Source organism: Kitasatospora sp. NPDC048365, from assembly GCF_043200835.1.
GTDB classification, from domain to species: Bacteria; Actinomycetota; Actinomycetes; order Streptomycetales; family Streptomycetaceae; genus Kitasatospora; species Kitasatospora terrestris.
Map to the genome: position 1 here is coordinate 71,978 of NZ_JBICYJ010000021.1, position 24,298 is coordinate 96,275.

The window sequence follows — 24,298 nt, forward strand, 5'->3', positions numbered from 1 at the left end:
TCAGGCCGCCTTTCGCGGAGCGGAGGAGTGGGAGGAGGCGGAACGGGAGGAGGCGGAGCGGGAGTCGCGGACGAGCGAGGCGACGCCCTCGGCGCGCAGCTCGTCCAGGGTGACGGCGGTGGCGCCGAGGTGGCCGGCCAGGGTGCGGGCGAGGCCGAGCCGGACCGGGCCGGACTCGCAGTCCAGCACCACGGAGGCGATGCCCTGGGCGGCGAGCAGCCCGGCCGCCCGCTGGGACTGCGCGAGGGCGTCGCGGCCGCCGGTGGCCCGGCCGTCGGTGACGACGACCAGCAGCGGGCGGCGGTTCGGGTCGCGCATCCGCTCGATCCGCAGCACCTCGTGGGCGCGCAGCAGCCCGGCGGCGAGCGGGGTGCGCCCGCCGGTGGGCAGCTGTTCCAGGCGGGCGGCGCCGACCTCCACCGAGGAGGTGGGCGGGAGCGCCAGGTCGGCGCCGGTGCCGCGGAAGGTCACCATGCCGATCTTGTCGCGGCGCTGGTAGGCGTCCATCAGCAGGGAGAGCACGGCGCCCTTGACGGCGGTCATCCGCTGCCGGGCCGCCATCGAACCGGAGGCGTCCACCACGAACAGCACCAGGTTGGACTCCCTGCCCCGCCGCACCTGCTCGCGGAAGTCGTCCTTGTGCAGCACCAGGGCCCGGGCGTCGCGTCCGCGCGCCACCTGGTGCGGGGCGGCGGCCTGCAGGGTGGCGCTCAGGTGCAGGCGGGCGAGCCGGCCCTGCGGGCGGCGGGCGCGGATGGTGTGCCCGGCGTCCGTCTCGGCGGGGGAGCGGCGGCCCTGTGCGCCGCGTCCGGTGCCGTCGACCTTGAACAGCCGGGTCCGGTACGGGTCGCCGGCGGCGACCGGGGCGGTCTCCTTGGGAGCGGCGCCCGGTCCCTGCGGCGGCACGGCGTCCCCGGGGGCGGAGGGCTCGGTGGGTGCGGTCGGGTCGGCCGCGGCGGAGCCGTCCGGGGCGTCCGAGGGCTCGGGGGCGCCGCCGTCCGGGCCACCGCCGTCGGGCCCGGGGCCGCCGTCGCCGGGGCCGTCGTCCTCGGGGCCTTCCTCCGGCTCCTCGGGCTCGGGGGCGTGCTCGGCGAGCGTGCGGTCCAGCTGCTCCTCGTCCAGGCCGGGCGCGTCGAAGGGGTTGCGCCGCCGCCGGTGCGGCAGTGCCAGCTGCGCGGCCTTGCGGACGTCCTCCTCCAGCACCTCGGTGCGGCCCGCCCAGGCGGCCAGCGCGACGGCGGTGCGGGCCATCACGATGTCCGCGCGCAGCCCGTCCACCTCGAACGCGGCGCAGACCGCGGTGATCTGCCGCAGCGCGCCGTCGGTCAGCTCGACCGAGGGCAGCAGTTCGCGGGCGGCGGTGATCCGCTGTGCCAATTCCCGCTCCTCCACTGCGAACCGCGCGGCGAAGCCGGCCGGGTCGGCGTCGTAGGCGAGCCGGCGGCGGACCACCTCGGCGCGCTCGGCGGCGTCCCGGGTGGCGGCGATCTCCACGGTGAGGCCGAAGCGGTCGAGCAGCTGCGGCCGCAGCTCGCCCTCCTCCGGGTTCATCGTGCCGACCAGCAGGAACCGGGCCGCGTGCCGCACCGAGACGCCCTCGCGCTCGACGTACGAGCGGCCCATCGCGGCCGCGTCCAGCAGCAGGTCGACCAGGTGGTCCTGGAGCAGGTTGACCTCGTCGATGTACAGCACGCCGCGGTGCGCCTTGGCCAGCAGGCCGGGCTCGTACGCCTTGACGCCCTCGGCGAGCGCGCGTTCCAGGTCGAGCGAGCCGACCACGCGGTCCTCGGAGACGCCGACCGGCAGTTCGACCAGCTGGGCGGGCCGCAGGTCGGCGTCGGCCGCGTCGTGCGGGCCGTCGGGGCACTGCGGGTCGGGCGCGGCGGGGTCGCAGGCGAAGCGGCAGCCGGGCACGGTGGCGATCTCCGGCAGCAGGCCGGCCAGCGCGCGCACCATGGTGGACTTCGCGGTGCCCTTCTCGCCGCGCACCAGCACGCCGCCGACGGCGGGGGAGACGGCGTTGAGCAGTAGGCCCAGCCGCAGGTCGGACATTCCGACGATCGCGGTGAACGGGTAACGGACGTCGGTCACTTGCCGGACTCCCCAATGGCTCCTGGCGGCACGAACGGCATTCCGGCCGGCGCTCCGCCCTCGATCAGCTTCCACAGCGCGTCGGTGTCCGCGTGCTCCTCGATCAGGTCGCCGAGGCGGTCGAGGCGCTCCTCGCGGGCGGCGGCGAAGGAGATGTCCGGCGCGGGCACGAACGCCCGGCCGGAGACGGCCGCCACCTCGCGCAGGAACGCCCGGCGGAAGCCGTCGTTCTCCAGCGCCCCGTGCCAGGTCGTGCCCCACACCGCGCCCACCCGGCACCCGTCCAGGAACGCCTCCTCCGCCGAGTCGTCGACCGTCACCACGCCGTGGTGGATCTCGTACCCCTCGACCCGCTCCCCGTACGCCTCGCCGACCGGACGGGCCAGCACCTTCTCCCGGCCGAAGACCACCCGGGTCGGCAGCAGGCCGAGGCCCTCGGCGCCGCCGGTCCTGGACTCCACCTCGTCGACGATCTCCCGGCCGAGCATCTGGTAGCCGCCGCACACGCCGAGCACCGGCCGTCCGGCCGCCGCCCGCGCCTTGAGCGGCGCCTCCATGCCGCGCTCGCGCAGCCACGCCAGGTCCGCGACGGTGGCCCGGGTGCCGGGCAGCACCACCAGGTCGGCGTCGGCCAGCTCCTCGGGGCGGGTCGCCCAGCGGACCAGCACGCCCGGTTCCTGCGCCAGCGCGTCCAGGTCGGTGAAGTTCGACAGCCGCGGGAAGCGCACCACGGCCACCCGCAGCACGTCCGCGCCGACCGGTCCGGCGCTCGCGCCGGACGCCACCACGGTGGTGAGGTCCAGCGAGTCCTCGGCGTCCAGCCACAGGCCGCTCAGCATCGGCAGCGTGCCCAGCACCGGACGGCCGGTCAGCTCGCGCAGCATCTCCAGGCCGGGCGCCAGCAGCCGCGCGTCGCCGCGGAACTTGTTGACGAACCAGCCCGCCACCAGCGCCTGGTCCTGTGCGGAGAGCAGCGCCAGCGTCCCGTACATCGCGGCGAAGACGCCGCCGCGGTCGATGTCGCCGACCACCACCACCGGCAGCTTCGCCGCCGTGGCCAGACCCATGTTGGCGATGTCCCGGTCCCGCAGGTTGATCTCGGCGGGCGAACCGGCGCCCTCGCAGATCACCACCTCGTACCGGCTGCGCAGGTCGGCCAGGCACTCCAGCGAGCGCTCCAGCAGGTACGGCTTGCGCTCCCGGTAGTCCAGCGCGCCGACCTCGGCGACCGGCCTGCCGAGCAGCACCACCTGGCTGCGGGCGTCCGCGCCGGGCTTGAGCAGCACCGGGTTCATCGCCGCCTCCGGCTCGACCCGGGCGGCCTGCGCCTGCATGGCCTGCGCCCGGCCGATCTCCGCGCCGTCGGCGGTGACGAAGGAGTTCAGCGACATGTTCTGTGCCTTGAACGGGGCCACCCGCACGCCCTGCCGGGCCAGCCAGCGGCAGATGCCCGCCGTGACCACGCTCTTGCCCGCGTCCGAGGTCGTTCCCGCGACCAGCAGGGCGTTACCCACGCCCGCCTCCCTTCAGCAGCGCCCGCGCGCCGACCGTGACCGCCAGCGCCAGAGCGCCGACCCGCCGGGACAGCCGGCAGGCCCGTTCGATGTCCGCGACCGCCACCGGCCGCAACTCCCCGCCGAGCACCGGCCGGTGCTCGACCCGGGTGCCGTACGTCAGGGTGCCGCCGAGGCGGACGCCCAGCCCGCCCGCGAACGCCGACTCCGCCTGGCCCGCGTTCGGGCTCGGGTGCGAGGAGCCGTCGCGCCGCCAGACCCGCCACGCGCCGGCCGGGGACGGCGCGGCCGCGACCGTCAGCAGCGCGGTCAGCCGGGCGCCCGGCCAGCCCGCGACGTCGTCCAGGCGGGCGGAGGCCCAGCCGAACCGGCGGTGCCGCGGCGACTTGTGACCGACCATCGCGTCCAGCGTGTTGACCGCCCGGAACGCCAGCAGGCCCGGCGCGCCCGCGACCGCGCCCCAGACCAGGGCGTTGACCACCGCGTCCGCGGTGTTCTCGGCCACCGACTCGACCACCGCGCGGGCGATCTGCTGCCCGTCCAGCGCGCTCGGGTCCCGGCCGCACAGGTGCGGCAGCCGCTCCCGGGCCGCCGCGAGGTCACCCGCCTCCAGGGCCCGGCCGACGGTCCGCGCCTCCCGGGTCAGCGAGGTCCCGCCGAGCACCGTGAACGCCGCCCCCGCCGCCAGTGCCGCCCGGCCGACCGGCCGGTGCCGCAGGGCCCGCTCGGCGGCCAGCGCGCCGGCCGCGACCGTCCCCACGCAGGCGGCGGTGTAGAGCGCGCCGGCTCCCCGGTGGTCGCGCCACAGCGCCCGCTCCAGGCGGGACGCGGCACCGCCGAACAGGGCGACCGGATGGCCGCGCCGGGGATCGCCGAGCCGCGCGTCCGCGAGATAGCCCGCGACGGCGCCCAGCACGTACGGGGCAGCCCGCATGCGCGCGTGTCCTCACTCAGGGTCCGCGCCCTGGATCGACGAGAGCGGAGGCGAGAGTGTCGTGGCTCCCGGGGTCGCGCATCGCGCCCCGGTGACAGTGGCGGGACCGCGCCGGACTCGCACCGGCTTCCTCTGCATGCCTCCGTAATGGCCCAAGGATCCCATCACGCTGTCGGACCGGCAGTCAACCAAGCCCGCGGAGGGGTCGGTCACACCGACCCGCCGTCACTACCTCCGAGTAGGCGGCCGGTTCGCACCCCCCGCGTCCGTACGATCGTCCAGTTCCCGGCAGGGGCGGTGACCTGCGCTTCGTGTCTTCAGCGGCTGGGTCGCCCGACGGTGGCGCCCGTACGTTCGGGCCATGCGACGTCGACAGCCGCCCGCCCCCGCCCCGGTGCCGTTCTCCCCGGCCGCCGCCCGTGCGCACCGCGCCGGCCTCGGCCTGACCCCGGACCAGGTCGCCGAGGGCATGGCGGCCCACGGCGTCCGCCTGCTGCCCGGCCACGTGCTCGGCTGGGAGAGCGGCCAGATCCGGCCCACCGAGGAGGAGTTCATCGCCCTCGCACGGGCCCTGTGGTGCCCGCCCGCCAGCCTGATGGGCGTGCCGCCCGCCACGCTGCGGGACCACCGGGTGGCCCGGGAGCTCGGGCAGGAGCAGACCGCCCGGCGGATCGGCATCTCCCTGGCCGCCTACCGGAAGGCCGAGGAGACCGGGACCTGGAGCGGCGACGAGGACCAGACCTGGGCGCTGGCCCAGGCCCTGCGGCTCGGCCTGCGCCAGCTGGTGCAGGTCACCGACCGGACCGCCGAGCTGGAGCAGCGCCTCAAGCAGGCCGTGGACGGCCGCTGGCAGGCCCAGCTGTCCGCGGTCGCCCGGATCGTCCCGGCCGAGCCCGGCCGGCTGGAGGCCGCGCTGGCGGCCCTGCAGAACGAGTACCTCGTCCCCACCCACTGGGGCGCCACCGCGCCGCCCCCGCCGAAGGTGCCGCCGGCGACCCGCTTCTGGGAGCTGCTGGAGGGCCGCTGACGCCCCAACGGCCGCCCCCGCTGGCCGCGCACCGCCGAACGGGGTGGACTGGTGACCGTACTCAGTCCACCTCCGTCCCACCGGGGAGCGCTATGCGTTGGGGAACCGCCGCGATCGTGGCCGCCGCTGCCGTCGGAACGGGAGCGGCGGTCCTGCTGCTCGGGCGCAAGGTCTCCGACCGGGTCGTCAGGCCCGCCCCCGCCGGACCGACCGGCCCCGCGTCGCTGCGCGTCCACGACCTCGGCGCGGGCCGGGTCACCATCACCCGCAGCCCGGAGTCGGTCCGCCCCGGCCACTACGCCCTGGAGTGGGCCGACGGCGGCCACGCGGTGGTCGGCGAGATCCTCTCCACCGACGTGCAGAGCGTCTCCCGCCGGCTGGAGCGCGCGGACAGCGGCACCCTCACGGTCGGCACCGAGGTCCACCTCACCCCCCGGGTCCACCTCGGCGACCCGCGCACCGCGCTCGGCCTGGACTTCACCGACACCGCCGTGACCGGCGAGCTCGGCCCGATGCCGGCCTGGCACACCGCGGGCATCCGCGGCACCTGGGTGGTCCTGGTGCACGGCCCGGGCGCCGACCGGAGCCAGGCGCTGCCGGTGCTCCCGCTGCTGCACGGCCTGCGGCTGCCGACCCTCACCGTGACCCACCGCGGCGACGCGGGCGCGCCGCCCTCGCCCGACGGCATGAGCCACTTCGGCGAGAGCGAGTGGCGCGACGTGGAGTCGGCCGTGCGGTACGCGCTGGACCGGGGCGCCGGCCGGGTGGTGCTGTACGGCTGGTCGCTGGGCGCGACCATGGCGCTGCAGACGGCGGCCCGCTCGGCCTGGGCGGACCGGATCGGCGGGCTGGTGCTGGACTCCCCGGTGCTCGACTGGGACGCCTCGGTCCGCCGGGAGGCCGTCCGGGCGGGCATCCCGGCCGCGCTGGCCGAGCTCGGCGCGCTGGCCGCCCGGGGCCGCACCGGCGTGGACCTGGCGGGCTTCGCCCGGCTCGCCGCCGGCGGCGACCTGCACGCGCCGACCCTGCTGCTGCACAGCCCCTCCGACTCGATCGCGCCGTTCGCCGCCGCCCGGCGGCTGGCCGCGCGGCGCGAGGACCTGGTGAGCCTGCAGCCCGTCCCGGACGGGGAGCACGCGGCGCTGTGGAACGCCGACCCGGACCGGTACACCGAGGCGCTCCGGCGCTTCCTCACCCCGCTGCTCTGAGCTGATCCGGACATGCCAGGTCAGCGTACGCACCGGCCCGGTTCGCCCTGCTCTGCCCGGTCTGCGGGCCGCCCGTCGCCCGGCGGCCCGAGACGGTGCGGCATCCGATGTGACAGAAGGCCGGTGCACGGGGAAGACTGCACGGCGTGACGTCTCGGAACCCGCGCGACCGTGATGCCTCGCACCAGCCGCTCAGCAGCGGTGCGACGGTGACCCGTCTGCCTGGCACGGCCAACCGGGCCGACGGCGCCGCCCCGGGCGCCCCGGGTGCCGGTGCCGTCCGCCGCCGCGTCCCCCCCAAGCCCGGCCGCGGCCGGGTGCCGGTGCCGGACGGCTTCCCCGCCCCCGCCGAGCTCGCCCCGCTCGCCCGCCGGATGCTGGTCGACGCCGTGCGCGTCGCCCGCTGGGCCGGCGAGCTGGAGCACGTCGACAAGCGCGGCGAACTCCTCCCCGACGACGCCCGCGCGGCCGGCCGCGCCCTCGCGATGACGGTCGGCGCCGCCGCCAAGGCCTGGGGACAGGCCCTGCTGGTCGGCCTGGTCGAGCTCCGCGACGGCGGCGCCGGCCCCGGCTGGCGCCTGCACGCCTGGGAGCGCGACGACGAGGCGGTGATCCGCGGCTGGTCGGCGCTGTTCGACGCCTGGACCCTGCTCGCGCCCGTCCCGCCCGCCGCGCTGCGCGGCGTCTTCGCCCAGCTCGCCGGGCAGGCCGTGGACCTCGCCCCGCAGCTGCTCTCCTTCCTGCACCTGGTCGACGGCCCGGTCCCCGACAGCGAGCTGCTGGAGATGCTGCGCCGCGGCCTGGACGAGCGCCGGCACGTCTCCGGCGTCTCCCTGCTCTCGCCCGTCCCGCACGCCGCCTCCGCGGTCTCCGCGGTCCGCGGCACCTGCCGCGAGCCGCAGATCGACGTCCCGTACGTCCCCTCCGACGTCGCCGCGGTCCTGGACTGGATGCTGGACGGCCTCGCCGCCGTCGGCGCCCTCGGCCGGGCCGACGAGGCCGCCGAGCTCTCCCCGCTCGGCCACTGGGCGGTGCGCGCCAAGCTGGAGGAGATCTGCACCGTCGCGCAGACCGCGGCCGGGCACATCGAGCAGAGCGCGCCCGAGCTGCTGGAGGCCTGCGCCGCGTACTCCCCGGGCCCGGCCCGGGCCGAGTTCCGCGCCTGGGTGGCGGCCCGCCCGGTCGACCGGGCGGTCGCCGAGCTGCTGGACGCGGCCCGCGGCGAGGACGCGCTGGTGCGCGGTCTGGCCTTCGAGGCGCTGCGGGTCGCCGGCGGGACGGCCGAGCAGGCCGTCCGCGGCGCCGTGGAGGAGGCCGTGCTGCGGCCCTACGCCCTGCTGTGGCTCGCCGAACAGCTGGACGAGGGGGGAGTGTCCCCCGCCGACGTGCTGGGCGCGGAGGACGCCGCCTGGCTCTGGGTGGACACCGCCGCCGCCGTCCTGGACCACGGGGACACCGCGCTGCTGGTCGGCCACGTCGAGGGCGCCTCGGCGGGCGAGCCGGTCCGGCTCTTCAACCGGGCCCGCCAGTCCGGCCACCCCCGCGCCGCGTCCGTCCTGACCGCCGTCGCCGGTGTCCACCCGGACCCGGCGGTCGCCCGCGCGGCGCGCCGCAGCGCCTTCAGCGTCGTCAAGTAGGCAACGCAAAGACCGAGGGCGCGAAGAACGATGTTCTTCGCGCCCTCGGTCTTTGCGTGCCTTACTTCGAAGCGGCGCGCTTCGCCCGCACGTCGCCGACCTTCTGGCCGACCTTGCGGCGGATCACCAGCAGCGGCGCCATGGCCGCCAGGGTGATCTGCGCGACCGCGCCGATGTGCATCAGCGTGTCGCCGCCCGGCAGGCCCGCCGCCCAGGAGGCGAGGCAGCCGATCGAGACGACGATCCAGGCCAGCGTGGCGGTGGCCAGCAGGCCCTGCGGCTTCGGGTACTCGATGCGGCTGACCATCAGGTACGCCACGCCGGAGATCATCAGCAGACCCGGCACGAACGGCGGGTCGAGCAGCACGATCGCGATCACGGTCATCGCGCCCATCGGGCAGGGCATGCCCTGGAAGATCCCCGGCCGCATCTTGACGGCCGAGAACCGGGCCAGCCGCAGCACCACCGCGAGCAGCACGGTCAGCGCGATCAGCGCGGACAGGCGCTGGTCGGAGCCGGGGGAGACGATGCCCCAGACCGCGACGAAGTACGCCGGCGCGATACCGAAGCTGATCAGGTCGGCGAGGTTGTCCAGCTCCGCGCCGAGCGCGGAGGAGCGCAGCTTGCGCGCCACCAGCCCGTCGAAGAGGTCGCACATCGCGCCGATCAGCAGCAGCGTCACCGCGGTGGCGGCGCTGTGCTTGACCGGGGCGGCGGACTCGCCGGTCAGGTGCGGCATCAGGATCCCGGTGGTGATCGAGTAGATCGCCAGGAAGCCGCAGACGGCGTTGCCCAGGGTCAGGAAGTCGGCGGTGGACAGGTGCTGCGGCGAGCGGGGAGCACGGAGCTCGCGGTCGCGCGCCCAACGGCGGCGGCGCAGTTCGGTCTCCTCCTCGTCGCCCAGGCCGACAAGGGTCTCAGGATCAGTCACGGTCAAGGCGCGTCACCCCGGCTGTGGTCTTCTGGCCGACCTGGACGCCAACCTCGACGCCGGCCGGCAGGTAGGTGTCGACGCGGGAGCCGAAGCGGATCAGGCCGACCCGCTCGCCCTGCTCGACCTTGGTGCCGGCGTCCACGTACGGCACGATGCGACGGGCCACGGCCCCCGCGATCTGCACCATCTCGATGTCGCCGAGCTCGGTGTCGAAGTGCCAGACGACCCGCTCGTTCTGGTCGCTGTCCTTGTTGAACGCCGGGACGAAGCCGCCGGCGACGTGCTCGACGGACGTCACGGTGCCGGCCAGCGGCGCGCGGTTGACGTGGACGTTGAGCGGGCTCATGAAGATGGCGACGCGGGTGCGGCCGTCCGGCCACTCGTCGATGGACTGGACCACACCGTCGGCCGGAGAGATCACCGTGCCGGTGCCGATCTCACGCTCCGGGTCACGGAAGAACCACAGCATGCCCGCGCTCAGCGCGCAGGCGGGAACGGCCGCCAGCGCCCACTTGCCGGAACGCCGGGTGAGGGCGGTCGTCACGGCGGCGGTGGCCAGCGTGGGCACGAACCACGGGGTGGCGCCGCGCGCGATGGTCACGCGGGGTCGCCGACCGTCGGGGCCGAGACCCTGGGCGGAGGTGTGAGGGGACGGGCTGAGGGGCATCGAGGACCTTTAGTCGCGGGTGTTCATCGGCCACTGGACGGAGGCCACCGCGGGGATCGAGTGATATGGGGACGGCTGTGCTGTCCCGGTGGATGCTATCGGGACCAGGCGGTAGGTGGGCAAGCCGCCTGCTTGTGGAACTGTGCCTGGCTGTGCCGGTGTGCCTCTGCTATGTGTACGACCGTAACCGGGGTCGGTGCGGTTCCCCAAGAGGTCGAAGGGCCCGGGTGACCCACGTCTCAGGCGCACGGGGGGTCGCACGAGGGTGTGCGGAAGCGGCCGCAGGGCGCTTACCTGCTGATATGCGCCCTGCGGCCGCTTTCTCACCACCGGAATCGACCCCCCGCGGCTGACCAGGCCGCTGCGAATCCGGCGGCGACCCGGCGTGGCCCGCACGCCCCACCGAGTCGTTACGGAGAGTCACCTACTCGGCGAGCTTGTACTCCTCGAGCAGGCGGCGTCCGACGATCATCTTCTGGATCTCCGCCGTACCTTCACCGATCAGCAGCATCGGGGCCTCGCGGTAGAGGCGCTCGATCTCGTACTCCTTGGAGAAGCCGTAGCCGCCGTGGATCCGGAAGGAGTCCTCGACGACCTCCTTGCAGTACTCGGAGGCGAGGTACTTGGCCATGCCGGCCTCGAGGTCGTTGCGCTCGCCGCTGTCCTTCTTGCGGGCGGCCATCACCATCATCTGGTGGGCGGCCTCGACCTTGGTGGCCATCTCGGCGAGCTTGAACTGGATCGCCTGGTGCTCGGCGATCTTCTTGCCGAAGGTGGTGCGCTGCTGGGCGTAGGCGATGCCCAGCTCGAAGGCGCGGCGGGCGACGCCGCAGCCGCGGGCCGCGACGTTGACCCGGCCGACCTCGACGCCGTCCATCATCTGGTAGAAGCCCTTGCCCGGGACGCCGCCGAGGATGCGGTTCGCCGGGATGCGGACGTCCTGCAGCACCAGCTCGGTGGTGTCGACGCCCTTGTAGCCCATCTTCTCGATCTTGCCGGGCACGGTCAGGCCGGGAACGGTCTCGTTCGGCCCGAAGCCCGGGGTCTTCTCGATCAGGAAGGTGGTCATGTTCTTGTACGGGGAGTTGCCGCCCTCGTCGGTCTTGCAGAGCACCGCGACCACGCTGGAGGTGCCGCCGTTGGTCAGCCACATCTTCTGGCCGTTGAGGACGTAGAACTCGCCGTCCTTGACGCCCTTGGTGGAGATCGCCGAGACGTCGGAGCCGAGGGCCGGCTCGGACATCGAGAAGGCGCCGCGCAGCTCGCCGGCGGCCATCTTCGGCAGGAAGTAGTCCTTCTGCTCCTGGGTGCCGTGCGCGTTGATCATGTGCGCCACGATGAAGTGGGTGTTGACGATGCCGGAGACCGACATCCAGCCGCGGGCGATCTCCTCGACCACCAGGGCGTAGGTCAGCAGGGACTCGCCCAGGCCGCCGAACTCCTCGGGGATGGTCAGACCGAACAGGCCGAGCTGCTTCATGCCCTCGACGATGGCGGTCGGGTACTCGTCCTTGTGCTCCAGCTCGGTCGCGACCGGGATGATCTCCTTGTCGACGAAGTCCCGCACGGTGGCGAGGATGTCCCGCTGGATCTCGGTCAGGCCGTCGGTCTGTGCGAGGCGTCCCATCGCGCGGCTCCCTTGTCTAAAGGCATGAGGGTGGAGGAGTGGCGGGGGCTCCACGAAGCGTGACTTCCGTGGAGCCCCCGTGGGCCGGGTTCGGGGTCGGCCGATGACGGCGGCCTGCCCGTCCGGGGTCCTGAGGGGTGTTACGCGAGGGGCTCGGGGCGACCGGGCTGGTCACCGCCGCGCTCCTTGAGGTACTGCTCGGTCGGCACCATCACCTTGCGGCGGAAGATGCAGACGACCGTGCCGTCCTGCTTGTAGCCCTTGGTCTCGACGTAGACGATGCCGCGGTCCGGCTTCGAGGTCATGTTCTTGTCGAGGACCGTGGTCTCGCCGTAGATGGTGTCGCCGTGGAAGGTCGGCGCGATGTGGCGCAGCGACTCGATCTCCAGGTTGGCGAGCGCCTTGCCGGACACGTCCTCGACGGACATGCCGAGCAGCAGCGAGTAGATGTAGTTGCCGACCACGACGTTCTGGCCCTGCACGGTGGTGGTCGCGTAGTTGGCGTCCATGTGCAGCGGGTGGTGGTTCATGGTGAGCAGGCAGAAGAGGTGGTCGTCGTACTCGGTGACCGTCTTCCCGGGCCAGTGCTTGTAGACCGCCCCGACCTCGAACTCCTCGTAGGTGCGTCCGAACTGCATGGCTCAGCTCTCCGGGATCTCGAACTTGGTGGTGCGCTCCATGCCGGCGGCGCGGCCCTTGCCGGCGACGACCAGGGCCATCTTGCGGCTGGCCTCGTCGATCATCTCGTCGCCGAGCATCGCCGAGCCCTTGAACCCGCCCGCCTCGGAGGTGCACCAGTCGTACGCGTCGAGGATCAGCTCGGCGTGGTCGTAGTCCTCCTGCGAGGGCGAGAAGATCTCGTTCGCGGCGGCGACCTGGTCCGGGTGCAGCACCCACTTGCCGTCGAAGCCGAGCGCGGCGGCGCGGCGGGCGACCGCCTTGTAGCCCTCGGCGTTGCGGATCTGCAGGTAGGGGCCGTCGATCGCCTGCAGGTCGTTGGCGCGGGCGGCCATCAGGATGCGCATCAGGATGTAGTGGTACGCGTCGGCGTCGTAGCCGGGCGGCTGCTCGCCGACCACCAGGGACTTCATGTTGATCGAGGCCATGAAGTCGGCCGGGCCGAAGATGATGGTCTCCAGCCGGGGCGAGGCCTCGGCGATCGCGTCGACGTTGATCAGGCCCTTGGCGTTCTCGATCTGCGCCTCGATGCCGATCTTGCCGACCTCGAAGCCCATGGTCTTCTCGATCTGGGTGAGCAGCAGGTCGAGCGCCTTGACCTGCTGGGCGTCCTGGACCTTCGGCAGCATGATGCAGTCGAGGTTCGGGCCGGCGCCCTCGACGACGGTGATCACGTCGCGGTAGGTCCAGTGGGTGGTCCAGTCGTTGACCCGGACGACCTTGGTCTTCTTGCCCCAGTCGCCGTTGTTCAGCGCGTCCACGATGTTGTGGCGGGCGCTCTCCTTGACCAGCGGGGCGCAGGCGTCCTCCAGGTCGAGGAAGACCTGGTCGGCGGGCAGGCCCTGGGCCTTCTCCAGGAAGCGCGGGTTGCTGCCCGGTACGGCGAGGCAGGAACGGCGGGGCCGCAGGCGGTTGACGGTCATGTGCGGTGGGGTTCCTTCCGGGTCAGCTGGTCGCGCTGGTCGTGGTCGCGGCCCAAGGCTGGAGCCTGTTGGCGAGCCGGATCTCGTCCACGATCCGGCCGATGATGGTGGTGATGCCGAAGTCCTTCGGGGTGAAGACCGCGGCGACCCCGCCGGCCTTGAGGGTCTCGGCGTCCGCGGCGGGGATGATGCCTCCGACGATCACTGGCACATCCTCCACCCCGGCACGGCGCAGGCGCTGTATGACGTCCGGCACAAGCTCCGGATGGGCGCCGGAGAGGATCGACAGGCCCACGCAGTGCACGTCCTCCGCGACGGCGGCGGACACGATCTGCTCGGGGGTCAGCCTGATGCCCTGGTAGACCACCTCGAACCCGGCGTCGCGGGCCCGTACGGCGATCTGCTCGGCGCCGTTGGAGTGGCCGTCCAGGCCCGGCTTGCCGACCAGCAGGCGCAGCTTGCCGCACCCGAGCTCGGCGGCGGTCGCGGCGACCGCCTCGCGGACCTGGGCCAGCTCGCCGCCCGGCTCGGACGCCACCGCGACCGGCGCGCCGCCGACCCCGGTGGGGGCGCGGTACTCGCCGAACACCGCGCGCAGCGCGAAGGACCACTCGCCGGTGGTCACGCCGGCCCGGGCACAGGCCAGGGTGGCGGCCATCAGGTTCTCGTCGGTCGCGGCAACCCGCTTGAGGTCCTCCAGCGCCTGCTGGGCGGCGGCCTCGTCGCGCTCGCCGCGCCACTTCTCCAGCGAGGCGAGCACCGAGCGCTCGGAGGCCGGGTCGACGACCATGATCGCGTCGTCGAGGTTGGCCGTGAGCGGGCTCTCCTCGGTGGTGTCGAAGCAGTTGACGCCGACGATCTTGTCCTGGCCGGCCTCGATCCGGGCCCGGCGCTCGGCGTGCGAGGCGACCAGGTTGGACTTGAGGTAGCCGGACTCGACGGCCGGGATGACCCCGCCCATCTCCAGCACCTTGGCGATCTCCGCCTCGGCGCCCTCCAGCAGCTCCCGGGTCTTGGCCTCGACCACGTGCGAGCCGTTGAAGATGTCGCCGTACTCCAGCAGGTCCGACTCGTAGGCCAGCACCTGCTGGATGCGCAGCGACCACTGCTGGTCCCACGGGCGCGGCAGGCCGAGGGCCTCGTTCCACGCGGGCAGCTGGACGGCGCGGGCGCGGGCGTCCTTGGACAGCGTGACGGCGAGCATCTCCAGCACGATCCGCTGGACGTTGTTCTCCGGCTGCGCCTCGGTCAGGCCGAGCGAGTTGACCTGCACGCCGTAGCGGAAGCGCCGCTGCTTGGCGTCCTCGATGCCGTACCGCTCGCGGGTGACCTTCTCCCAGAGCAGGTTGAAGGCGCGCATCTTGCACATCTCCTCGACGAAGCGGACGCCCGCGTTCACGAAGAAGGAGATGCGGGCGACCACCTCGCCCATCCGCTCGGCCGGCACCTGGCCGGAGTCGCGGACGGCGTCGAGGACGGCGATCGCGGTGCACATCGAGTACGCGATCTCCTGGACCGGGGTGGCCCCGGCCTCCTGCAGGTGGTAGCTGCAGATGTTGATCGGGTTCCACTTCGGGATGTTGCCGACCGTGTAGGCGATCATGTCGGTGATCAGCCGCACCGACGGCCCCGGCGGGAAGACGTGCGTGCCGCGGGAGAGGTACTCCTTGACGATGTCGTTCTGGGTGGTGCCGGTGAGCTTGGCGATGTCCGCGCCCTGCTCCTCGGCGACCACCTGGTAGAGCGCCAGCAGCCACATCGCGGTGGCGTTGATCGTCATCGAGGTGTTGGTCTGCTCGAGCGGGATGCCGTCGAACAGGGTGCGCATGTCGCCGACGTGCCCGACCGGGACGCCGACCCGGCCGACCTCGCCCCGGGCCAGCACGTGGTCCGAGTCGTAGCCGGTCTGGGTGGGCAGGTCGAAGGCGACCGACAGGCCGGTCTGACCCTTCGCCAGGTTCCGCCGGTAGAGCGCGTTGGAGTCGCTCGCGGTGGAGTGCCCGGCGTACGTGCGCATCAGCCAGGGGCGGTCCCGGTCGGCCATCAGATGTCCCGGAAGCGGTTGATCGCCGGCAGGTGCTTGGCGCGCAGCTCGTGGTCGCGCACGCCCATGCCCTCCTCGGGCGCCAGGCAGAGCACGCCGACCTTGCCCTGGTGCTTGTTGTGGTGCACGTCGAGGGCGGCCTGGCCGGTCTCCTCCAGGGAGTAGACCTTGGACAGGGTCGGGTGGATCTTGCCCTTGGCGACCAGGCGGTTGGCCTCGAACGCCTCGCGGTAGTTGGCGAAGTGCGAGCCGACGATGCGCTTCAGCGACATCCACAGGTAGCGGTTGTCGTACTGGTGCATGAAGCCGGAGGTGGAGGCGCAGGTGACGATGGTGCCGCCCTTGCGGGTGACGTACACCGAGGCGCCGAAGGTCTCGCGGCCCGGGTGCTCGAAGACGATGTCCACGTCCTCGCCGCCGGTGAACTCGCGGATCTTGGAGCCCAGGCGCTTCCACTCGCGCGGGTCCTGGTTGTTCTCGTCCTTCCAGAACTTGTAGCCCTCGGCGGAGCGGTCGATGATCGCCTCGGCGCCCATGGCGCGGCAGATCTCGGCCTTGGACTCGCTGGAGACCACGCAGATCGGGGTGGCGCCGCCGGCCAGCGCGTACTGGGTGGCGTACGAGCCGAGGCCGCCGCTGGCGCCCCAGATCAGCACGTTGTCGCCCTGCTTCATGCCGGCGCCGTTCTGCGACACCAGCTGGCGGTACGCGGTGGAGTTGACCAGGCCCGGGGAGGCGGCCTCCTCCCAGGTGAGGTGCTTGGGCTTGGGCAGCAGCTGGTTGGTCTTCACCAGGGCGATCTGGGCCAGGCCGCCGAAGTTGGTCTCGAAGCCCCAGATGCGCTGCTCCGGGTCCATCATCGTGTCGTTGTGGCCGTCCGGGGACTCCAGCTCGACCGAGAGGCAGTGCGCGACGACCTCGTCGCCCGGCTTCCAGGCGTTGACGCCGGCGCCGGTGCGCAGGACGACGCCCGCGAGGTCGGAGCCGAGGACGTGGTACGGCAGGTCGTGACGCTTGGTCAGCGGCGACAGGCGGCCGTAGCGCTCCAGGAAGCCGAAGGTGGAGACCGGCTCGTAGATCGAGCTCCACACGGTGTTGTAGTTGACCGAGCTCGCCATGACGGCGACCAGGGCCTCGCCCGGGCCGAGCTCCGGCAGCGCCACCTCGTCCAGGTGGAGCGACTTGCGGGGGTCCTTGTCGCGGCTGTCGAGGCCGGCGAACATCTGCTCCTCGTCCTTGTGGAGCGTCACGGCCCGGTAGGACTCGGGCAGCGCGATGTTGGCGAAGTCAGCCGACGTGGCGTCGCTGCTGATGATCGCGTCGAGAATTTCCTGCATGGCTGCCTCCGAAGGCGTACCTGTGCGAGGGTCACAGGGCGTCTGGGGGAGCCGGGAGCGGACACCGGCTTCGCTGAGGGTCTGGGTGGGGTGTGCGGTGACGACTGCTGGTGTGTCGCCGACTGCTGACGAGCTCGATCGCCCCCGAGGTGTGGGGACGCCGGACACGGCGCGCCGAGGTGGGGAGCCGCGGCGCCGCGACCGGTGACAACAAGGTAGTGGCACCCTGTGCCACTCGTAAAGACACCGGGTGTCAGCGATTCGAGTGCCGTGGACCACAGTGGCCCGGACATGCCGAAGGCCCGTCCCCGAAACCCGGGGGCGGGCCTTCGAATCCGCTGTGAAGTGCGGAAATGCCCTTCGTCGCTAGGCCTGCGAGCCGCTCAGCGCCGCCTTGATCGAGTCCACGACCAGCTCCAGCGGTGCGTCCGTCCGGGCGACTGTGATGAGTACCTCACCACTCGGACTGGCACTGAGTGCGCTCACCGCTGCCACCTCCTCCGACGACACAGCGTCACCAATGGCACCGGGTGCCACGGGAGTGCCACGGCGTCGCGCACCGCTCGGCGGGGTCGGCCAGAAGGTCCCGCGGATCACGTCGAAGGAGTGGTCCAGCTGCGCCTCCACGTCCCCGTGCCCGCCCGCCCGCAGCCAGCGCCGCAGCACGTGGTTGTGGGCCGCGACCACCGCCGCCGCCGACACCTCGGCCAGCATCGAGTCGTCGTCCCCGCCGCGCTGCCAACCCGGCGGGGTCTCCTCCGCCGCGTCGAACCGGCCCAGCAGGTACCGGGTGAACAGCCGCTCGTAGCGGGCCACCACCGCGATCTCCCGCTCGCGCAGCGCCGGCACCTGGCGGATCAGCTGGTAGCGGGCCACCGAGACGCCCGGCGTCTCGGCGTACATCCGCAGCACCTCCTTGATGCCCCGGCACACCACGTCCAGCGGGTGCTCCTCCGCCTCCGCGCTGGCCAGCAGGTCGGCCACCCGGACCAGGGTGTCGTCGTGGTCCGGGAAGATCGCCTCCTCCTTCGAGCGGAAGTACCGGAAGAAGGTCCGCCGGGCCACCCCGGCGGCGGCCGCGATCTGATCGACCGTCGTCTCCTCGTACCCCTGGGTGGCGAACAGCTCCATCGCCGCCGCCGCGAGGTCCTGGCGCATCTGCTGCCGCTGCGCCGCGGCCCGCCGGCTGCCGGCTCCGGCCTCCGCCGCCCGGCCCTGGTCCGGGCGGGAGGCGGCCGGCTGCTGCGCGGAGGGTGACGTCTGGCGATCCATGTTCGGAACGCTACACGCACCCGGCGCGGTCGCCGCAGGCCTGGCCGCCCTGCGGACGGGAGCGGACGGCGGCACCGCCGCCGGACGCGGCCAGCGGGCCGACACCGGGCCGCTGCCCCACGGCCCCCTGGCCGCGCCGGCCGCGGCCGCGGCCCCCGTCGGGGTGGGGCCCGACGGGGAGTTCACCGGGCGCCCGGTCATCGCCGTGCGTGGTCGCGGAAACCGCGACCGCTCTTGCGGCCCAGGCAGCCGGCCGCCACCAGGTGCTCCAGCAGCGGGGCGGCGGCCAGGCCCGGCTCGCGGAACTCCTGGTGCAGCACCTGCTCGATGGTCAGCGACACGTCCAGGCCGACCACGTCCAGCAGCTCGAACGGGCCCATCGGGTAGCCGCAGCCGAGCTTCATCGCGGTGTCGATGTCGTCCACCGTCGCGTAGTGCTCCTGCAGCATCCGCACCGCGTCGTTCAGGTACGGGAAGAGCAGCGCGTTGACGATGAAGCCGGCCCGGTCGCCGCACTCCACCGGGTGCTTCTTCACCTTGGCGCACAGCTCCAGCACGGTCGAGGTGACGTCCTCGGCGGTCAGCACCGTGGAGACCACCTCCACCAGCTTCATCGCCGGGGCCGGGTTGAAGAAGTGCATGCCGATCACGTCCTGCGGCCGCGAGGTCGCGGTCGCGCAGCTGATCACCGGCAGGCTGGACGTCGTGGTGGCCAGCACCGCGCCCGGACGGACGATCTTGTCGAGGGCGGCGAACAGCTCGCGCTTGACGCCCAGGTCCTCCGCCACCGCCTCGACCACCAGGTCGACCTCGGCCAGGTCGGTGTAGCTGCCGGTCGGGGTGACCAGCGCCAGCGCCGCGTCCCGGGCCTCGGCGCTCAGCCGGCCCTTGGCCACCGAGCGCTCCAGCGACTTCGCCAGCTGCGCCTTGGCGGCGTCCGCCTTCTCCTGGCTGCGGGCCGCCAGGAACACCGTGTAGCCGGCCTTCGCGAAGACCTCGACGATGCCGGTCGCCATCGTGCCGCTGCCGCAGACGCCCACCGTGCGCACCTCGCGGCCCGCCGGGCGGTTCGAACCGGCGGCGGCCGACTCGGCGACCACCTTGGACGAGCCCGGCGCCTCGTACGTGTAGAAGCCCCGGCCGGACTTGCGGCCCAGCAGGCCCGCCGCCACCAGCTGGCCCAGGATCGGCGCCGGGGCGTGCAGGCGGTCCTTCGACTGCTCGTACATCGCCTCCAGCACGGTGCGCGCGGTGTCGATGCCGATCAGGTCCAGCAGCGCCAGCGGGCCCATCGGCAGGCCGCAGCCCAGCCGCATCGCCGCGTCGATGTCCTCCCGGGTCGCGTACCGCGACTCGAACATCGCCGCCGCCTGGTTCAGGTACGCGAACAGCAGGCCGTTGACGATGAAGCCCGGCCGGTCGCCCGCGGCCACCGGCTCCTTGCCCAGGCTGCGCGCGAACTCCGCGACGTCCTCGGCCGCCTGCGGCGACGTCAGGACGGTCCGGACCACCTCGACCAGCTTCATGCTGTGCACCGGGTTGAAGAAGTGCACGCCCAGCACCCGCTCCGGGCGGGCCGTCGCGGCGGCGATCCGGGTCACGCTGAGCGCGGTGGTACCGGTCGCCAGCACCGTCTCCGGCGGGCAGATCCGGTCCAGCTCGGCGAAGATCTCCCGCTTCAGCTCCAGCTGCTCCGGGACCTCCTCGATCACCAGGTCGGCCTCGGCCGCCCGGCCCAGGTCGTGACCGACCTGGATCAGCGCCAGCAGCGCGGTACGCATCTCCGCGGTCAGCCGCTCGCGCTCCACGGCGCGGGCGGTCGCCTCCTCGATCCGGGCCAGCGCGCGGGCCGCCTGGTCCGGGCCGGCCTCGATGCCGATCACCCGGCGGCCGCTGCGGGCCACGGCGACCGCGATCCCGGCACCCATGGTGCCGAGGCCGACGACGGCGACAGTGGGGAAGGGACGCTCCATTGTCCAGACTCCTTGAGGTCATGGGCCCGCGCGCGCCCCCGTACCGGGCATGGCGGTACGGAGGGAGGGTCCGACGGCGCGGACATGAAGTGATGACGGTGCGCGGCAGCCCGCAGGGCCGGTCCGCTCCGGCCGTGCTGCGGGTGTGCCGTGGTGCTCAGGCGCTCGGAAACTCAGGAACGAGGAAGCGGCGCTGACGTACTGCGCATGAAGGGAGGAAGCACCCGGGCGGCTCGCGGATGACGCGGCCGCGCATCCCGCCGGTGCGGCTCCCGAGGCCCGGCGGTGGTGCGTGCGGTCACTGTAGCCGAGTTACTGGCGGGTAGGAAGGGTGCGTGCTGTCAGACACGACACGCTTTTCCTTACGCGTCGCCGCCCTCGTCGCCGGCCGCCAGCACGGCCGAGAGCGCGGCCGCGCCGTCCAGCAGCGCACGGGACCGCGCGGCGAGCGCCGCCTCCCGGGCCGCCAGCACCGAGGCCAGCTCCCCGGGCGAGCGCAGCAGCTCCGGCACCAGCGCGCGCAGCGGCCCGATCCGGTACCCGGCCAGCCGCAGCTGGTGGACCACCCGGGCGTCCCGCACCTGGGCCGGGGAGTAGCGGCGGGCCCGGCGCGGCCCGGCACGCTCCGCGGTGACCAGCCCCTCGCCCTCCCAGTGCCGCAGCGTCGACGTCCGCACGCCCAGCGCCGCCGCCAGCTCCGACACCGTCAGCGCGTCCGAGGCCCGGACCTCCGCGATCGGCTCGCCCGCGATCGCCCGTGCCGCCTCCACCGCCCGGGCCAGGCCGGTGCGCTCGGCGTGCAGCCGGGCGTGCGCCGCGTCCAGCAGGGCCGGGGCCTGGTGGGTGTCGCCGTGCGCCGCCCGAACGATCGCCCGCCCCTTCGCCGGCCCGGCGCCCGCCGCCAGCAGCCGGTACGCCAGCGCCGCCGCCACGTGCGCCTCGGCGTACACCCGGTACCCGCTCGCCGTCCGCGCGACCGGCGGCAGCACCCCGTCCCGCTCCAGGTTGCGCACCTGCTGCACCGAGCAGCCCGCGCGCCGCGCCACATCCACCGTCTTGAGACCCGACACCCTGTTCTCCCCGGTCCGCCGCGCAGAAGTCTCCACAACCACTTCAATGGAACGCTGGAACACATGACCCTGGACGACATCATCGCCTTCACCGCCGGACTCGACGGCGTGCTCACCCTCCGCCCCGCCCCCGGCGACGGCTCGCCCGAGATCGCCTGGGGCGACGTCTTCCTCTACTACGCCCCCGACGGCGTCCTCCCGAAGGGCCAGCCGTTCGCCACCGTCGTCACCAAGGACTACCCGGGTGACACCGCCTCCCGCCTCGACCGTCCCGGTGCCTTCCGCGTCAACATCGCCGCCGGCAGGGACGCGGCCGACCACCCGACCGAGGGACCGGACGACACCGTCCTCGCCCACCCCGTCTACGGCGGCTGGCTCGCCGTCACCAACCCGGGCCCGCGCACCTCGGGCGCCCTCCACGAGCTCCTGCGCGCCGCCCACGACCGCGCCCGATCCCGCCACGAGCGCCGGGCCTAGCTCGTACGGTGGCCTCAGCACCGCAAGGAGGACACCATGGCAGTCATGACCACCGACCGGCCCCAGATGACCCTCGAAGCGTTCGAAGCCATCGCCATAACCGCTGAACGCGAAGACGTCACCCTCGAGTTCATCAACGGCAGGGTCGGAGTCAAGCCGGTGCCCGACGGCGACCACGGCGAAATCATCATGTGGCTCCTGGAGCGGTGCCTCCAGCAGCGCCCGGACCTTCGACTCCACCCCGAGCAGGGCCTCCGCGTGGAGACCTACCGGAGCGGCCTGGCCAGGCCGGACGGTTCGCTCGTACCCCGGCGAACGTTTGCCGGGCAGGGCGAGTGGTCCGATCCGAGTGGTGTGCTGATGGTCGTCGAGATCACCTCGTTCGACCCGGACACCGACCGGCGTGACCGGGTGGAGAAGCCGGTGGCGTACGCGCAGAGCGCCATCCCGGTCTATCTCCTGGTTGACCGCGACGCCGACGCGATCACCGTCCACAGCGAGCCGGAGGACGGTCGCTACCGGTCCGTCGTGACCCTGTCCTACGGCCACACGGTCGTCCTGCCCGAGCCCGTCAACATCACGCTCGACACGGACGAACTGAAGGACTTCGCTCGCTGAACCGCCGGGACGCGGCCCGCCGGACGATTCCGGCGGGCCGTTAGGGTTCACGGCATGTTCGAGCATGTGATGGTCGCGCTGATCGGCAATGCGCTGCTCGGCCTGGTCGTGGGAGTGTGGCTCGTCCTGCGGGAGCCGGCCGGTCCGGCGGACGCGGTGCCGCGGGTGTTGCCGGAGCGTCCGGAGGGTCTGGCCTACTGGGATCCGCTGCCGTACGCGCGGGCGTCGGTCCGGCTGGACGAGACCGGGGCCTGGAGCGAGCGGCACTGGTTGAACGTGCCGGGGCCGGTGTACTGCACGGAGACCCTGACCGGCGGGTCCGGGCCCGGGGTGGCGCCCGAGAGCGTGCTGCCGGACGAGGCGGGCGCGGACTTCGTCTTCCGGCAGCCGCACACCCCTGCCGAGGTGGAGGCGCTGCTGGAGGCGGGCGCGCTGGAGCCGATGGACGGGTACTGCTGGAACGGCGACGAGCACTGGACGCCTGAGCTGGTGCGGGAGTGGTGGGCCGGCCGGGGGCGGGTCCGGGAGTGGATCGCCGGGCAGAACGGCGAGGCGGACGAGTACGCCGCGTACCTGGAGGACGGGCTGGAGGACGACCTGCGCGGCTACCTGTTCTGGCTGATCGAGGACCGGGAGCCGTCGGCCGGCGAGGAGCTGCCGGTGCTCGGGGACGGCGACAGCCCCCGGCCGCGGGGTGCGGGCGGGGGCTGTCGGGTGCCGGACGGTGTCAGTGGGCCATGACGGGGACGGCGTCCTCGACGTTGCCCTCGGCGACGGTGTGGGGCTCGGGGCGGCCGGCGTTGATGAAGGTGAAGGCGACCACGCCGGCCAGGATCAGGATCCCGAAGGACCAGTAGATCGCGGTGGAGAAGCCGTGCACCATGCCCTGCGCCTGGACCAGCTGCTGCGGGCCGGTGTGGTGCGCGGCCAGGTAGGTGGTGGTGGCGCTGGTGGCGATGGTGTTGAGCAGGGCGGTGCCGATCGCGCCGCCGACCTGCTGCGAGGTGTTGACCATGGCGGAGGCGACACCGGCGTCCTTGGGCTCGACGCCGTAGGTGGCCAGGCTCATGGCGGGCATGAACGCGGTGCCCATGCCGAGGCCCATCAGGATCAGGCCCGGGAGGAGCGCCCAGTACGAGGTGTCGAGGTCGATCTGGGTGAGGATCAGCATGCCGAGCGAGGCGACCAGGAAGCCGGGCGCCATCAGGTAGCGCGCGGGCATCCGGGTCATCAGCCGGGCGCCGATCTGGGTGGAGCCGGTGATCATGCCGGCGACCATCGGCAGGAAGGCCAGGCCGGTGGTGACCGGCGAGTAGTGGAGGACGACCTGCAGGTAGTAGGTCAGGAAGAGGAACAGGCCGAACATGCCGATCACGGCGAGGCCGAGCGACAGGTAGACGCCACCGCGGTTGCGGTTGAGGACGACGCGCAGCGGCAGCAGCGGCGCCTTGACCCGGCTCTCGACGAAGACGAACGCGACGAGCAGCACGGCGGCGGCGAGGAACAGGCCGATGGTGGTGCCGGAGGTCCAGCCGTCGGACTCGGCGCGGGTGAAGGCGTACACCAGCGAGACCAGGCCGGAGGTGACCAGCAGCACGCCGGGGATGTCGAGCTTGCTGCTGTTGCGGCCCACGGCGGGCTCGCGGATCACCAGGATCGCGCCGGCGATGGCGACGACGGCGAACGGGATGTTGACGTAGAAGGTCCAGCGCCAGTTCAGGTACTCGGTGAGCAGCCCGCCGAGGATCAGGCCGATCGCGCCGCCACCGCCGGCGATGGCGCCGTAGATGCCGAACGCCTTGGCGCGCTCCTTGCCGTCGGTGAACATCACGGCGAGCAGCGAGAGGGCGGCCGGGGCGAGCAGCGCGCCGAAGACGCCCTGCAGGGCGCGGGCGCCGAGCAGCATCGAGGTGTTGGCGGCGGCGCCGCCGAGCGCGGAAGCCAGGGCGAAGCCGCCGAGGCCGACCAGGAAGGTCCGGCGGCGGCCCCACAGGTCCGCGATCCGGCCACCGAACAGCAGCAGACCACCGAAGGCCAGGGCGTACGCGGTGATCACCCACTGGCGGTTGCCGTCGGAGATGCCGAGGTCGGCCTGGGCCCGGGGGAGGGCGATGTTCACGACGGTCGCGTCGAGGACGACCATCAGCTGGGCGAGACCGATGAAGATCAGCGCTTTCCAGCGGTTCGGATCGGGCTGGAGGGCGTTTTCAGGCATGGGGGTACCCCGTTGTCTGTGCGAGAGCGTACGAAGATCGGGAAGTGTGGGG

The 24,298-nt window shown here is 73.2% G+C and carries 20 protein-coding genes and 1 riboswitch; of the genes, 6 read left to right on the forward strand and 14 right to left on the reverse strand.

Annotated features, from left to right (window positions below; translation table 11 throughout):
• From ACGFX4_RS22050 to ACGFX4_RS22060, 3 genes are read right to left on the reverse strand one after another with little or no spacing between them, the layout of a single operon-like run.
• Nucleotides 1-2,052: a putative cobaltochelatase gene (locus tag ACGFX4_RS22050; RefSeq protein ID WP_393077132.1), complete on the reverse strand. Its 2,052-nt coding sequence runs from the start codon at nt 2,050-2,052 to the stop codon at nt 1-3.
• Nucleotides 2,053-2,087: 35 nt separating this feature from the next.
• Nucleotides 2,088-3,605, reverse strand: coding sequence for a cobyric acid synthase (locus ACGFX4_RS22055; protein WP_393076969.1), 1,518 nt, complete (start codon nt 3,603-3,605; stop codon nt 2,088-2,090).
• Nucleotides 3,598-4,539 carry a cobalamin biosynthesis protein gene (locus ACGFX4_RS22060; RefSeq protein ID WP_393076972.1) on the reverse strand — a complete coding sequence of 314 codons (942 nt, stop codon included), beginning with the start codon at nt 4,537-4,539 and terminating at the stop codon, nt 3,598-3,600. The genes ACGFX4_RS22055 and ACGFX4_RS22060 overlap by 8 nt, the downstream gene beginning before the upstream one ends.
• Nucleotides 4,540-4,572: 33 nt before the next feature.
• Nucleotides 4,573-4,712, reverse strand: a riboswitch (cobalamin riboswitch).
• A gap of 188 nt (nt 4,713-4,900) precedes the next feature.
• On the opposite strand from ACGFX4_RS22060, the gene ACGFX4_RS22065 reads away from it, so the two are divergent.
• The 3 genes from ACGFX4_RS22065 to ACGFX4_RS22075 all read left to right on the forward strand — a co-directional run bounded on the left by ACGFX4_RS22065 (nt 4,901) and on the right by ACGFX4_RS22075 (nt 8,411).
• On the forward strand, nt 4,901-5,566 hold the full coding sequence (locus tag ACGFX4_RS22065) for a transcriptional regulator (RefSeq protein ID WP_393076974.1): 666 nt from the start codon (nt 4,901-4,903) through the stop codon (nt 5,564-5,566).
• Nucleotides 5,567-5,658: 92 nt separating this feature from the next.
• Nucleotides 5,659-6,774: an alpha/beta hydrolase gene (locus tag ACGFX4_RS22070; protein ID WP_393076977.1), complete on the forward strand. Its 1,116-nt coding sequence runs from the start codon at nt 5,659-5,661 to the stop codon at nt 6,772-6,774.
• Nucleotides 6,775-6,920: 146 nt separating this feature from the next.
• A complete protein-coding gene (locus tag ACGFX4_RS22075) occupies nt 6,921-8,411 on the forward strand; it encodes a hypothetical protein (RefSeq protein ID WP_393076979.1) in 1,491 nt (496 codons plus the stop codon).
• A 61-nt stretch (nt 8,412-8,472) separates the two neighbouring features.
• Here the strand turns inward: ACGFX4_RS22075 and ACGFX4_RS22080 are convergent, their stop codons facing one another.
• From ACGFX4_RS22080 to ACGFX4_RS22125, 10 genes are all read right to left on the reverse strand, one after another.
• Nucleotides 8,473-9,348 (reverse strand): CDP-alcohol phosphatidyltransferase family protein, encoded by an 876-nt coding sequence (locus ACGFX4_RS22080; RefSeq protein WP_393076981.1) that lies wholly within the window; start codon nt 9,346-9,348, stop codon nt 8,473-8,475.
• Entirely contained in the window at nt 9,335-10,012 is a 678-nt protein-coding gene (locus tag ACGFX4_RS22085; RefSeq protein WP_393076984.1) for a phosphatidylserine decarboxylase, read from the reverse strand. The genes ACGFX4_RS22080 and ACGFX4_RS22085 overlap by 14 nt, the downstream gene beginning before the upstream one ends.
• Before the next feature lie 424 nt (nt 10,013-10,436).
• Entirely contained in the window at nt 10,437-11,639 is a 1,203-nt protein-coding gene (locus ACGFX4_RS22090; protein WP_393076986.1) for an acyl-CoA dehydrogenase family protein, read from the reverse strand.
• Nucleotides 11,640-11,779: 140 nt separating this feature from the next.
• The gene (locus ACGFX4_RS22095) at nt 11,780-12,277 is read right to left on the reverse strand and encodes a MaoC family dehydratase (RefSeq protein WP_354642791.1); all 498 of its coding nucleotides are present in this window, start codon (nt 12,275-12,277) and stop codon (nt 11,780-11,782) included.
• A 3-nt stretch (nt 12,278-12,280) separates the two neighbouring features.
• Nucleotides 12,281-13,240 (reverse strand): HpcH/HpaI aldolase/citrate lyase family protein, encoded by a 960-nt coding sequence (locus tag ACGFX4_RS22100; protein ID WP_393076989.1) that lies wholly within the window; start codon nt 13,238-13,240, stop codon nt 12,281-12,283.
• Nucleotides 13,241-13,262: 22 nt separating this feature from the next.
• Complete coding sequence (locus tag ACGFX4_RS22105; RefSeq protein WP_393076991.1) at nt 13,263-15,284, reverse strand: protein meaA; 2,022 nt, start codon at nt 15,282-15,284, stop codon at nt 13,263-13,265.
• Entirely contained in the window at nt 15,284-16,621 is a 1,338-nt protein-coding gene (gene ccrA, locus ACGFX4_RS22110) for a crotonyl-CoA carboxylase/reductase (RefSeq protein WP_393076993.1), read from the reverse strand. Before ccrA ends, ACGFX4_RS22105 begins: the two co-directional genes overlap by 1 nt.
• 366 nt (nt 16,622-16,987) lie before the next feature.
• A complete protein-coding gene (locus tag ACGFX4_RS22115; protein ID WP_393076997.1) occupies nt 16,988-17,893 on the reverse strand; it encodes a TetR family transcriptional regulator in 906 nt (301 codons plus the stop codon).
• A gap of 197 nt (nt 17,894-18,090) precedes the next feature.
• A complete protein-coding gene (locus ACGFX4_RS22120) occupies nt 18,091-19,866 on the reverse strand; it encodes a 3-hydroxyacyl-CoA dehydrogenase family protein (protein ID WP_393077000.1) in 1,776 nt (591 codons plus the stop codon).
• 362 nt (nt 19,867-20,228) lie between these two features.
• Nucleotides 20,229-20,936: a MerR family transcriptional regulator gene (locus ACGFX4_RS22125; RefSeq protein WP_393077002.1), complete on the reverse strand. Its 708-nt coding sequence runs from the start codon at nt 20,934-20,936 to the stop codon at nt 20,229-20,231.
• 63 nt (nt 20,937-20,999) lie between these two features.
• Between ACGFX4_RS22125 and ACGFX4_RS22130 the strand changes: the two genes are divergently transcribed.
• Genes ACGFX4_RS22130 through ACGFX4_RS22140 form a run of 3 tightly spaced genes read left to right on the forward strand, consistent with a single transcriptional unit; the run spans nt 21,000 to nt 22,772 of the window.
• The gene (locus ACGFX4_RS22130) at nt 21,000-21,413 is read left to right on the forward strand and encodes a DUF6194 family protein (RefSeq protein ID WP_393077004.1); all 414 of its coding nucleotides are present in this window, start codon (nt 21,000-21,002) and stop codon (nt 21,411-21,413) included.
• A 36-nt stretch (nt 21,414-21,449) separates the two neighbouring features.
• Entirely contained in the window at nt 21,450-22,031 is a 582-nt protein-coding gene (locus ACGFX4_RS22135) for a Uma2 family endonuclease (RefSeq protein WP_393077006.1), read from the forward strand.
• A gap of 54 nt (nt 22,032-22,085) precedes the next feature.
• Nucleotides 22,086-22,772 carry a hypothetical protein gene (locus tag ACGFX4_RS22140; protein WP_393077008.1) on the forward strand — a complete coding sequence of 229 codons (687 nt, stop codon included), beginning with the start codon at nt 22,086-22,088 and terminating at the stop codon, nt 22,770-22,772.
• Here the strand turns inward: ACGFX4_RS22140 and ACGFX4_RS22145 are convergent.
• Nucleotides 22,759-24,246 (reverse strand): MFS transporter, encoded by a 1,488-nt coding sequence (locus ACGFX4_RS22145; protein ID WP_393077011.1) that lies wholly within the window; start codon nt 24,244-24,246, stop codon nt 22,759-22,761. The two genes, ACGFX4_RS22140 and ACGFX4_RS22145, sit on opposite strands and share 14 nt — an antisense overlap.
• Nucleotides 24,247-24,298 lie beyond the last annotated feature (52 nt).